The following is an 11875-nucleotide window of genomic DNA, read 5'->3' as shown; positions in this document are numbered from 1 at the left end:
AACGGCAAATGTGCCTTTTAAAACATTCATCCGCTATATGGTGTGAGGAAATTAACATGAATCTTAAGCTGCAGCTGAAAGTCCTCTCCTTTCTGCAGTTCTGCCTGTGGGGAAGCTGGCTTACCACCCTCGGCTCATATATGTTTGTCACCCTTAAATTCGACGGTGCATCCATCGGTGCTGTGTATAGCTCGCTGGGGATTGCCGCTGTCTTTATGCCCACGCTGTTAGGGATTGTGGCCGACAAATGGTTGAGTGCGAAATGGGTATACGCCATTTGCCACGTCGTTGGCGCTGCAACATTGTTCATGGCTGCCGAAGTGACCACGCCAGGCGCCATGTTCTTTGTGATCTTGCTTAACTCGCTGGCCTATATGCCAACGTTAGGGTTGATCAACACCATCTCCTACTACCGCCTGCAATCCGCAGGGATGGACATCGTCACCGACTTCCCGCCTATTCGTATCTGGGGCACCATCGGCTTTATTATGGCGATGTGGGGCGTAAGCTTCTCTGGCTTTGAACTGAGCCATATGCAGCTGTACATCGGCGCGGCGCTTTCCGTTATTCTGGTACTGTTTACGCTTACGCTGCCGCACATTCCGGTTGCCAGACAGCAGAAGAACCAGAGCTGGACTTCAATGCTGGGGCTGGATGCTTTCGCGCTGTTCAAAAACAAACGCATGGCGATTTTCTTTATCTTCTCCATGATGCTGGGCGCCGAGCTGCAAATTACCAATATGTTCGGTAACACCTTCCTGCACAGCTTTGATAAAGATCCGCTGTTCGCCAGCAGCTTTATCGTGCAGCATGCCTCGGTCATGATGTCGATTTCGCAGATTTCCGAGACGCTGTTCATTTTGACCATTCCGTTCTTCTTAAGCCGTTACGGTATTAAGAACGTCATGCTGATCAGTATCGTGGCCTGGATGCTACGCTTTGGCCTGTTCGCTTATGGCGACCCAACGCCGTTCGGTACCGTGCTGCTGGTTCTGTCGATGATTGTTTACGGCTGCGCCTTCGACTTCTTCAACATCTCCGGTTCGGTGTTTGTGGAAAAAGAGGTACGCCCTGAAATCCGCGCCAGTGCGCAGGGCATGTTCCTGATGATGACTAACGGCTTCGGTTGTATCCTTGGCGGCGTCGTGAGCGGTAAAGTGGTGGAACACTACACCCTGAACGGCATTACCGACTGGCAGACCGTGTGGCTGATTTTCGCAGGCTACTCTCTGGTTCTGGCCTTTGCGTTCGTAGCGCTGTTTAAATACAAACACGTTCGCGTTCCGGCAGGCGCGCAGACTATCGCGCACTAATCTTTACGCCGGATGGCGCTAATGCTTATCCGGCCTACAAGGGAGTCGCCCCGTAGGCCGGATAACGCGAACTTATTTCAGCACATAGCCATACAGCCGTTTAATCCCATCGGCATCAGTTTCGCTGTAAACTCCCTGCAACTCAGGCGAGAAGCCGGGCAGCAAATTGACGCCCTCTTCCAGCGCCAGGAAGTAGCGCTGTACCGCCCCACCCCACACTTCGCCCGGCACGACGCACAGCACGCCCGGAGGATATGGCAGCGCGCCTTCTGCCGCGATACGCCCTTCAGCGTCACGAATACGAACTAACTCAACATCGCCGCGAATAAAAGCGCTATTGGCATCCTGCGGATTCATCGCCACCGCAGGCAGGCTCTCTTTGCGAAACATCGCTTTTTGCAGATCTTTCACGTCAAAACTGACGTACAGATCGTGCATCTCCTGGCATAACTGGCGCAGGGTGTAGTCGCGGTAACGTACCGGATATTTGTTAAAGATGGTCGGCAGCACATCCGCCAGCGGCGTGTCGTCTTCGATATGTTGTTCGAACTGGGCCAGCATCGCCACCAGTTGCGCCATTTTGGCTTCGCTTTCGGCAGGCGTCAGCAGGAACAAAATCGAGTTGAGATCGCATTTTTCCGGCACGATGCCGTTCTCACGCAGATAGTGCGCCAGAATGGTGGCCGGGATACCAAAGTCGGTATAGCGCCCGGTTTCAGCATCAATGCCCGGCGTGGTCAGCAGCAGTTTGCACGGGTCGACAAAATACTGATCCTCCGCATAGCCTGCAAAGCCATGCCATTTCGCCCCGGGTTCAAAGCTGAAGAAGCGTCGATCGCTGGCAATCAGTGCCGTTGGATGCTCCTGCCACGGCTTACCGTCCACAAGCGGCGGAATGAATGGCTGAAGCAGTTTGCAGCGGGCAAGTATCGCCTTGCGCGCCTCGATGCCCAGCGCCACACACTCTGCCCACAGGCGGCGACCGCTCTCCCCTTCATGGATTTTGGCATTGACATCCAGCGCGGCAAACAACGGGTAGAACGGACTGGTGGAAGCATGCAGCATAAAGGCGTTGTTCAGGCGCTTGTGCGGGCAAAAACGCGCCTGACCGCGAATGTGGTTGTCCTTTTTGTGAATCTGCGAGGTTTGCGAGAAACCAGCCTGCTGCTTGTGTACCGACTGCGTAACAAAAATCCCCGGATCGTTTTCGTTCAGCGCCAGCAGCAGCGGCGAACCGTCCGCCATCATCGGAATAAATTGCTCATACCCAACCCAGGCGGAGTCAAACAGGATGTAATCACACAGACTGCCGATTTTGTCGATGACCTGACGGGCGTTGTAGATCGTGCCGTCATACGTCCCCAGTTGAATGACGGCCAGACGAAACGGGCGCGGCCGATCGGCTTTCTGCGGGGCGACCTCGCGGATCTGCTCACGCAGGTATGCCTCGTCAAAACAGTGCTCATCAATGCCGCCGATAAAACCAAACGGGTTGCGCGCGGCTTCGAGATAGACCGGCGTGGCGCCCGCCTGAATCAACGCCCCGTGGTGGTTTGATTTATGGTTGTTACGATCGAACAACACCAGATCGCCGCGCGTCAGCAGCGCGTTGGTCACAACCTTATTCGCCGCCGAGGTGCCATTCAGCACGAAATACGTTTTATCCGCATGAAAGACTTTCGCCGCAAACTTCTGCGCATGCTTGGCCGATCCCTCATGAATGAGCAGATCCCCCAGCTTTACGTCGGCGTTGCACATATCCGCCCGAAAGAGGTTTTCGCCGAAGAAGTCATAAAAATGCCGACCGGCCGGGTGTTTTCTGAAAAACTCACCGTGCTGATGGCCCGGGCAGGCAAAAGTGCTGTTACCCATATCGACATACTGGGTCAGCGTGTCATAAAACGGCGGCAGCAGATTCTCTTCATAACGGCAGGCGGCCGATTCCAGTTCCAGCCAGTCCTGCGCGTTGCCGCTTATCACCGCTTCAACACCGGCAGGCGTATCAACATGATCGTCAGAGAGAATAAACACCGGCAAATGAAAACCGGTTCGTTTAAGCAATGCCAGGATGCCGCTGCGACTGTCCGCAACGGTAATGACGACTGCCGCGACATCAGTAAAGTCAGTGCCGTCCAGCGCCACCACATGGCGGTGGGTAGACAAGCGAGAGACCAGTTCCCCACTGGCGGCAATATTCATTGATTTCATAAGCGCAAAAACCCGTTTCGGGAGAATAGAAGTCCCGGGCAAGGTAACATTACCCTGCCCCACGAAATGTTGGGTCAAACTGGTCACCAGCTCCGACCGCCAGACATCAGTAAAAGCAGACAGCCTCTGATCTTACTGTTGTCCCGCAGTGAGCGTGCGCTGCCCTCACCGCATGGTGAGAGAATGAAGGGAGATCAAAGAAAGGGGCAATCGTCGCGCAGAAAGGCGAAGTTGAAGGCGATGTAAGGGTAATATGGTCATCCCAGGCTGCCCCGTACAAACAGGAGAAAATTCGCGCAATCATGGCACCTTTCCCCTGGGGGCGCAAGATCAAATCCCGGACATACGCGCCATCAACAAACGCGCATAATGCGTGATATTCGGGGCATAATAATGCAATCAGATAAAACAAATAGCAGGAGCGACTGTGGTAATCGGGCCTTTTATTAACGCCAGCGCCGTTTTAGCTGGAGGCGTGCTTGGCGCGCTTCTCAGCCAGCGTTTACCGGAACGGATTCGTGTCTCAATGACCTCTATTTTCGGGCTGGCATCGCTGGGGATCGGTATTTTACTGGTCATAAAATGCGCTAATCTTCCGGTAATGGTTCTGGCGACAATCATCGGCGCGCTTATCGGCGAGTTTTGTTACCTGGAAAAAGGCATCAACACGGCGGTGACGAAAGCGCAGCAACTGATTAAAAAACCGGGGAAGAAAGCCGTCCACGACACCTTTATTCAGAACTATGTCGCCATTATTGTTCTTTTTTGCGCCAGCGGAACCGGCATTTTCGGCGCGATGCATGAAGGCATGACCGGCGACCCGAGCATTCTCATCGCAAAATCGTTTCTCGATTTCTTCACGGCCATGATCTTCGCCTGCTCGCTGGGAGTCGCCGTCGCCGTTATTTCCGCCCCCATGTTGGTTATCCAGCTATTGCTCGCCACCTGCGCAGCCTTAATTTTACCGCTCACCACCCCGGCGATGATGGCAGATTTCAGTGCCGTAGGCGGATTACTGCTGCTGGCGACCGGTCTACGTATTTGCGGAATCAAGATGTTTGCGGTGGTCAATATGCTCCCCGCCCTGCTCCTGGCGATGCCGCTTTCCGCCGCGTGGACCGCGTTTTTTGCCTGAAAATGCGTGCAATACCAACAATCTGGTGATAGATTGTGCAGTCTGCATGGATTTGAAGAAATTTCGTTGACGAAACGAAGCGAATCGGTTTTAATGCGCCCCGTTGCCCGGATAGCTCAGTCGGTAGAGCAGGGGATTGAAAATCCCCGTGTCCTTGGTTCGATTCCGAGTCCGGGCACCACTTATTCTGCATGAAAGCACGCTGGTTAGAGGCACACCCTTTAACGGGCGGAACAAAGGAACTTGCAAGTCAAAATCGTAGTGTTGTCCACTGCACACTCGAGATTGATGATTAGGTTCCTCTTAAAAAGGATGCCTGTGTGGCTGCACAGGCGTCCTTTTCTCGATCACTGTCTATTTTTACAGCTTGTTAAAGTTCTGTCAAGATACCCCTGGCCCATTCGTAGGGATTCGGGGTATATCCATATACAACGCCAGCTCACTTTCTAAAGCCTGCCCAGTTATCTTCAGATCCAGTTCAATATATTCCATCGTTGTACTCACACTCCGGTGCCCCAAAAGACTCTTAACCATTGCCAGATTGCGGTCCGGAGACTTCATCATCTCAGTTGCCAGAGTATGCCGAAAACGGTGCGGTGTTACTTTAAAACCACACTCCTTCGTCAGCCGTGTGAAAAAGGAACGCACCGGTTGTATTTCAGGTTCCGGGCCGACTTCCCCAAGGGGATTTTTAAAGCGAGCTACATCAAACAAATAATCTTCTGGCTCCGCCCCCTGATTGACTGCCCTGTTGATCAATATTCGCATCCGCTCACGGACGAAGCCAACTATAGGGACAAGCCATTCGCGATGCGTTTTACTCCCTTCCCTACACAACAATATCGAGTTTGCCTCCATATCAACATCCATAAGACGTATATGTAATAGCTGATTTTGCCGCATCCCAGTAGAACGTAAAATGTCAATGACAGTCCTCCAGAACCATACAGGGTAAAGTGCGCAAGGGCGATTCCTACCCACACTTAACCTTTCCTGTTCTTCAAATTGTTCCAACACCAGGTTGAGCCTCACCAGTTGGTCGCGGTTGAGCAATCTTTTCCTTTTGCTACCAGGAGGAACCTGAGTTTCCTTAAGCGGATTCTCAGATATCAAGAGCCATTTTTTCTTGATCCCCTGGTTATAAAGCGCCTGAAGATGGCGCACCTTATTATTCCAGGTGCTCGTAGTCAGCCCTCGTCCAAACATATCCCTTCGCCATAGAATAAAGTCCCGATGTGTCACCTCGTCCGGCAACTTATCCTCGCCAATAAACTTTTGGAATACGGCAACCACACCGCGATAGCTTTTCTCCGTATCTGGTCGTAACGGCTTTGAGAAAAAGTACTCCTCAAGCAGCGTCTCCCAGTCCATCATTCCTTGCTTGTTCATGATATACTCCCGGTTGATATGAAGTGTCGTGCCTGAAGACACAGTCAATCTCTATCAAGGGATAATCAGTACCGAACTGTCGTCAGGTACGGGTACACCTCGGTAGAGTAAACTGGCTTTAATGAGATACCCTTTCGTTCGCTTGAAAGATCCTTTGCGTTCGGATCTGGCATACAACTCAGCATAATAAAAACGCTTTCCCTTAACCCGGCGATGCTTGTCCAGGCGCTCGAAGCTATCCTGTAATGCTTCACGTTGATCGCCGGCTAATCCGGTTTGCTTCAGATAGAGGTAGAAAATTCCCGGCACCGTAATAAATACGAACCCGGCAACCAGGTGCACTCTCGCCTCTACCGTATTAGTCGGTATTTTTCCTGAACTAAGACCAGTGCTCAGCCACTGCCAGAACAGTTCTCCGGAATGCTCATCTGAGGCAGGTACAATTACCCCATTGACCTCTGCATCTTCCTTATCCGTTCTGGGTTCAGGTTTTTGACGCATCATTTCTGCGGTGTTGGCAACAACATCTTCAGAGGGAGCGGTAACCGACGTAAGGATTGGTGTCTTTTCTTGTACTGCCTGCTCACTATCCGCTTCAGTGAGTAAATCTGTTGCCAGTCGTTCACGTTGTGCAAGCTCAGGATCTTCCTCCTGGGGGGCGTCCTCCTGAGACTGCATCTCGGGAGCCTCCGGCGCAGATACACTGACATTCATCAGCGAAAGCAGCGCCTGCATATCCTCCTCAACCTCAACAGCAGGTTCGGGTGCAACAACCATCTCGGCCAGGGGTAAATCATTTACAGGAGCATCCAACGCGGAGCTCAGCAGTACATCCCCCGATGGAACAGCCATGGCTTCTTCCGAGCTGACTGCAGCTGCAGTGTCAGCACCATTTTCCTGGTCGTTAGTGGCAGCAGGTTCTCCCGTCACAGCACTTTGGACTACTGCACCAGGTACACTGCTCTCCAACACAACCTGCGCAGCAGGTGCACCAACAGGATCTGGCGATGTCTCTGCCGACACGGGTATAGAAGAGGAAGGAGCAGTAACGACCGTTGGCGCCGCCATGCCAATGGCATCACCGCGCGCCAGCTTGACAGCCTCCTGGACTATCACATCGATCACCGGCAGGGAACTGGGCTGACGTGAAGCTATCAGCATCACTGCCTGCGCGGCAGCCGGCAGGGTAGACAGCCAGTTGACCGCCTCCGTCGGCAACAACCTACACGCTATTAACCCGCTTTGGCTTGCCGTGATAACAGGCTCAGGAACCACCGGTTTGAACCGAAAACGGTAAGGTTCGGCAGGAACGGTTAACCCGGGTAACCACGGGCGCCCAGTCTGCAGCTCACCTTCGAACAGCGCGAGTTGCGGCAGGTAACGCCAGAGCGCTGCGTAAAACACTACCGCGTTCCACAGAATATTTTGCGCTGACTGATCTTCAGGTGCGGCGCCTGGCGGCAACATATGCCCCTTGGCCAGGCGAACGGCAAAGGTCGTCGTCTGCAGCGTGATATCGATCAGGCCCCCTTCGTTGGCATATTCACCTTGCTTGGTTGCCGGCAGTCGCTGCATCAGCGTCACCAGATGATGCAGCGGCTGCAGATAAAACTGCTCGTACAAATCCTTTGGCAATGAGCTATTTTCCCACAGCTGCTGCAGGCACTGTTTACGGGCGGACATGTCCAGCAGCTGCGTGGCGGACTGCGGCATAAAATACCCTGCCGGCCCAGCAGGCGGTGAAGATGCTGATGATTTTGCCCTGGCCGGTACTTCACGGGTGCCGACCAGCAGCTCCTTGATGGCTTTCAACATGCCGGTATATCCCCTTCCCCGTCATCCGCGGCGTCTTCATCAAGGAGTACCTGCAGCAACCCGTTAATCACCAGAACTTTTCGCGCGCGAGTGACAGCTACATAAAGCAGGTTGGTTTCATCGGTACGTTCATCATCAGGTAACATCGGGTCGGTGATGTCGGCAAAGTCTTCGTTCAGGGCGACCAGCGGCCATTCCAGTCCCTTACTGCGGTGCGCCGTCGACACCGTAACCTGAGCCAGGGTTTCGTACTTCACCGCATGCTCACGCATCACCTGCAGTTTCTGTGGCAACGGGAAATACTGTTCAAGCAGGCGCAGGCCCTGGTTCATTTCCGGATCTTTCGTGGCCTTTGCCACCGACTCAAACTCCTCAAAATCGCGGTACTCCCGCGACAACGCCGGCGAACGCATCCGTTCAGGCATGTCTGCAGAGAACCAGTACAAGTCCTCGAGTTCCTCGGTTTTGTAGCCGCCGATACCGCCGACCCAAAACACCTTCTGTCCTGCCAGGCTGGCATCCAGCGCCGCCCCAATCACGCCGGCAACGGTTCGGCTTAATACCGTGACGTGCTCTCCCCGATGCTCGTCTGGCAGACGTGTGACCACCGCATCTTCCCCGCCATCGCCCACAACGGGCAGCGTTTCTCCCTGGCGGGCCAGCAGCATGTTGGCCACGCTGGCCACCGCCGGCCCGAACCGGAAACTGTGAGTCAAATTCAGCCGTTCGGCATCGCTGAGTGCCGGCGCATCGAGGGCGTTCTCAGCACCACGAAAGCGGTAAATCTGCTGATGACGATCGCCGACCAGCATTACATTACAGTTCTGCGCCAGCACCAGGCTCTGTGTCACCGGGTTGGCATCCTGCGCCTCGTCGAACAGTAACGTTTGCCAGCGTTTTGAGAGATCTGGCTGAGAGAGCTGGTACAGCTTGAGGTAGACATCGTGAGTGACCGGGAAACAGCTATCCTGACGTGCAGATTCGCGCCATAGTAATTGCGCAGCTGCCAGGATCCTTTCAGCGGACACCCCGCTGCAGTCATCTTCATCCTGCAGATGTTGCGGCCCAAATTCGTGGTCACCACTGCACAGAAAGGCATTGAAGGTCATGATGGCCGTCCTGGCCAGCGGCCAGTGACGGGTATTGAGCAGTCGGGCAACGTCGGTAATCCGCAGGTTCCCCGCTAACCGCTTCTGGTAATGACGGCCGAAGTTGGGCCAGGCCAGCTGATGCGACGTTTTACACTCAACATTGAACGGGAATTTCTGTTCGGCTTCATCCCTGACCGCGCGATTATAGGCAAGGTAGAGCATCCTGCTGTCCGGGTGCGCCAGCGCATAGCGCACCAGGGTGGACGTCTTGCCCGTGCCGGCAAATGCCCTGACGACCAGGCGGTGACCAGACCAGCCAATAACGGCAGCCTGTTCAGGTGTATCAAAATAAGACATCAGCAGCACTCCATAACATTCAGACCGACACTATGCTGCGCAGATCGGCACGATACGCACTACGGTAAACTCTTTACCCGAAAGTAAAGTTTTATGCTGTTCACGAGTATTCAGGTGATATACCGATATCATTCCCATACTGTTGCAGTTTGGTTATGCAAATTGTCGCAAAAAGACCTTGTGGATAAATTACCCACGTAGAAATGTGAGGTGATAGAAAATTTTAACTTTTCCAGGGGCAACCATGGGTGGATTTGACCCTATATATCCAGACACGCTTTCTCTCTTACGGTTGCGATAATTTCCTGCGTATAAATTCCCGCGGCGAACGATACCCCAGCGCGCTGTGCAGTGATCTTCATCGCGCAGGCCACCAACACCGCTCTGGATGCCGGTACTCTGGCGCTGATCCTGCTGGTATCCATGTTTACCTCCAAGGGCGCCCACGGTATTCCAGGTTCCGCGATCGTGGTTCTCGCCGCCACATTGACCGCAATACCGTCAATCCCGGTATTGGGTATCGCGATGATCCTTTCCGTCGATAAACTTATGGGGTTCTTCCGTATCGCACTAAACCTCGTGGGTAACTGCGTGGGAGCTGTCGCAGTCGCCGCGTGGGAAGGCCATCTGGATCGTGATAAAGCGCGAAAGGTTCTGGCCGGTGAGGAAATATTCACGCCGCAAATCACAACATTAAAGAGTGATACCAGCCAGGGAATTAAATAAGGCATGAATAACGACATATTCGTTTCCGTTCGGGATAAACAAACGGCCGTAATATTACAGTATCGTACAGAAGAGGAAGTAAAAGAGATGGGAAATAATCATATTCAACCGGCTGGCGTTTTTGGACATCATCGTGCGGCCCTGACGACACACTATGCAGTCATGCCTCCGGAAGGCATTTTAGAAAGTAAAATCCCCGGCATTATCAATACCGTGGTGTCCGTTCAGACCTCCCGGCAGATGGGGGCCGGATTTTCTCAACTTCATCTTGCCATCCGCCAGGATGGCGGCATGGAAACTGCAATTAATGACGGGAAACAAGAGTTTTATTACGTGATTTCAGGATACCCGGAGATCGAAATAGACGGGAATATTCACGCTCTGCATCCGGGTAGCTATGCCTATGCCCCCGCAGGTACCGCCTCACGGATCACCAATTCAAAAAACGATATCGCGCGCGTCATCTGGATCCGTAAAACTTATGAACCGGCTTCGGGACTCGCTGCCCCGGTAGACTGGCCCCATGAATCTCCAGACAGTTGGTATCACTTAAATTAGTGATAGTCTTAATACTAGTTTTAGACTAGTCGTTGGAGTCCGAATGATTGATGTTCTAGGTCCAGAGAAGCGCAGACGGCGCAGCGTTCAGGAAAAAATCGCCATTGTTCAGCAGAGCTTTGAGCCCGGAATGACCGTGTCGCTGGTCGCCCGTCAGCATGGCGTTGCTGCCAGTCAGCTGTTCCTGTGGCGTAAGCAATATCAGGAAGGCAGTCTCACTGCGGTTGCCGCGGGTGAACAGGTTGTACCCGCGTCGGAGCTGGCATCTGCAATGAAGCAAATTAAAGAGTTACAGCGCCTGCTGGGCAAAAAAACCATGGAAAACGAGCTGCTGAAAGAAGCCGTTGAATATGGCCGACAAAAAAAGTGGATAGCGCACGTGCCCTTGTTGCCGGAGGATGGCGAATAAGCCTTGTCAGTCGTTGCCTCCGGGTCTCACGTGCGCAACTGCATGCCATGGCCCGTCGGTCGAAGGGCTGGCAGGATCGTCGGTGCAAGCGCAAGCCTGATGATACTGAAGCGCTGGCTCGTATCCATACCGTTATCGACGATCTGCCCACCTATGGTTATCGTCGTGTATGGGCACTGCTGCGCAGACAATCAGAAACTGACGACATGGCGGTGATCAATGCCAAACGCGTATACCGCATCATGCGTCAGAATGCGCTGCTGCTTGAGCGTAAACCGGCAATACCGCCCTCGAAGCGGGCGCATAGAGGGAAAGTGGCCGTTGGAGAAAGTAACCAGCGGTGGTGCTCCGACGGCTTCGAGTTCAGCTGTGATAACGGTGAAAAACTGCGGGTCACGTTCGCACTGGACTGTTGCGATCGCGAGGCACTTCACTGGGCGGCAAGTACCGGTGGATATGACAGTGAAACCGTGCAGGACGTCATGCTGGGTGCAGTAGAGCGTCGCTTCGGTAACAGGCTGCCGACATCCCCCGTTGAGTGGCTGACAGACAACGGTTCAGCCTACCGTTCTCATCAGACGCGTCAGTTCGCCAGAATGGTAGGACTGGAGCCAAAACATACGGCGGTACGTAGTCCAGAAAGCAACGGAATGGCGGAGAGCTTCGTGAAAACGATGAAGCGCGACTACATCAGCATCATGCCAAAACCTGACGGGTTAACAGCGGCAAAGAACCTTGCGGAGGCCTTCGAACATTACAACGAATGGCATCCGCACAGTGCACTGGGATATCGTTCGCCACGGGAATATCTGCGGCGGCGAACCAGTAATGGGTAAAGCGATAAAAAGTGTCTGGAAATATAGGGGCCAATCCA

Annotated in this window: 9 protein-coding genes and 1 tRNA gene; 6 read left to right on the top strand and 4 right to left on the bottom strand. The window is 53.5% G+C overall.

All coding sequences use genetic code 11. The features are described from left to right. Positions 1-56: 56 nt before the first annotated feature. Positions 57-1313 (top strand): nucleoside permease, encoded by a 1257-nt coding sequence (locus OGY62_RS21045; RefSeq protein ID WP_049010794.1) that lies wholly within the window; start codon positions 57-59, stop codon positions 1311-1313. A gap of 72 nt (positions 1314-1385) precedes the next feature. On the opposite strand, the gene OGY62_RS21040 is transcribed toward OGY62_RS21045, so the two are convergent. Further along, positions 1386-3521: an ornithine decarboxylase gene (locus tag OGY62_RS21040; protein WP_286460502.1), complete on the bottom strand. Its 2136-nt coding sequence runs from the start codon at positions 3519-3521 to the stop codon at positions 1386-1388. Positions 3522-3948: 427 nt separating this feature from the next. Here OGY62_RS21040 and OGY62_RS21035 point away from each other — a divergent pair, with 427 nt between their 5' ends. Continuing rightward, positions 3949-4656: a DUF554 domain-containing protein gene (locus OGY62_RS21035; RefSeq protein ID WP_012135082.1), complete on the top strand. Its 708-nt coding sequence runs from the start codon at positions 3949-3951 to the stop codon at positions 4654-4656. 105 nt (positions 4657-4761) lie between these two features. Continuing rightward, positions 4762-4837: transfer RNA gene (locus OGY62_RS21030), tRNA-Phe, on the top strand. A gap of 200 nt (positions 4838-5037) precedes the next feature. Here OGY62_RS21030 and OGY62_RS21025 read toward each other — a convergent pair. Genes OGY62_RS21025 through OGY62_RS21015 form a run of 3 tightly spaced genes read right to left on the bottom strand, consistent with a single transcriptional unit; the run spans position 5038 to position 9308 of the window. After that, positions 5038-6045, bottom strand: a complete 1008-nt coding sequence (locus OGY62_RS21025; RefSeq protein ID WP_286460501.1) for a tyrosine-type recombinase/integrase — start codon at positions 6043-6045, stop codon at positions 5038-5040. Positions 6046-6099: 54 nt separating this feature from the next. Beyond that, entirely contained in the window at positions 6100-7860 is a 1761-nt protein-coding gene (locus tag OGY62_RS21020) for a TraI domain-containing protein (RefSeq protein ID WP_286460500.1), read from the bottom strand. Beyond that, positions 7854-9308, bottom strand: a complete 1455-nt coding sequence (locus OGY62_RS21015; RefSeq protein WP_286460499.1) for a UvrD-helicase domain-containing protein — start codon at positions 9306-9308, stop codon at positions 7854-7856. Before OGY62_RS21015 ends, OGY62_RS21020 begins: the two co-directional genes overlap by 7 nt. A 351-nt stretch (positions 9309-9659) precedes the next feature. On the opposite strand from OGY62_RS21015, the gene OGY62_RS21010 reads away from it, so the two are divergent. The 3 genes from OGY62_RS21010 to OGY62_RS21000 all read left to right on the top strand — a co-directional run bounded on the left by OGY62_RS21010 (position 9660) and on the right by OGY62_RS21000 (position 11837). Beyond that, on the top strand, positions 9660-10034 hold the full coding sequence (locus tag OGY62_RS21010) for a cation:dicarboxylate symporter family transporter (RefSeq protein ID WP_286460498.1): 375 nt from the start codon (positions 9660-9662) through the stop codon (positions 10032-10034). 3 nt (positions 10035-10037) lie between these two features. Then, positions 10038-10592: a cupin domain-containing protein gene (locus OGY62_RS21005; RefSeq protein WP_286460497.1), complete on the top strand. Its 555-nt coding sequence runs from the start codon at positions 10038-10040 to the stop codon at positions 10590-10592. A 43-nt stretch (positions 10593-10635) separates the two neighbouring features. Further along, positions 10636-11837, top strand: a protein-coding gene (locus OGY62_RS21000) for an IS3 family transposase (RefSeq protein WP_096913407.1) whose coding sequence is annotated in 2 segments (ribosomal slippage) — positions 10636-10951 and positions 10951-11837 — 1203 coding nt in all. Because the reading frame shifts where the segments join, the coding sequence is not laid out codon by codon here. Positions 11838-11875: the final 38 nt, after the last annotated feature.

The sequence above is a fragment of the Citrobacter sp. CK198 genome (assembly GCF_030333295.1).
GTDB classification, from domain to species: domain Bacteria; phylum Pseudomonadota; class Gammaproteobacteria; order Enterobacterales; family Enterobacteriaceae; genus Citrobacter_B; species Citrobacter_B koseri.
This window is presented reverse-complemented; position numbering and strand designations above follow the sequence as displayed.

Excerpts from the sequence above, each read along its gene's own strand:
- OGY62_RS21045 (WP_049010794.1), top strand. The coding sequence starts at position 57 with ATGAATCTTAAGCTGCAGCTGAAAGTCCTCTCCTTTCTGCAGTTCTGC.
- OGY62_RS21040 (WP_286460502.1), bottom strand. The coding sequence starts at position 3,521 with ATGAAATCAATGAATATTGCCGCCAGTGGGGAACTGGTCTCTCGCTTG.
- OGY62_RS21025 (WP_286460501.1), bottom strand. The coding sequence starts at position 6,045 with ATGAACAAGCAAGGAATGATGGACTGGGAGACGCTGCTTGAGGAGTAC.
- OGY62_RS21020 (WP_286460500.1), bottom strand. The coding sequence starts at position 7,860 with ATGTTGAAAGCCATCAAGGAGCTGCTGGTCGGCACCCGTGAAGTACCG.
- OGY62_RS21015 (WP_286460499.1), bottom strand. The coding sequence starts at position 9,308 with ATGTCTTATTTTGATACACCTGAACAGGCTGCCGTTATTGGCTGGTCT.
- OGY62_RS21005 (WP_286460497.1), top strand. The coding sequence starts at position 10,038 with ATGAATAACGACATATTCGTTTCCGTTCGGGATAAACAAACGGCCGTA.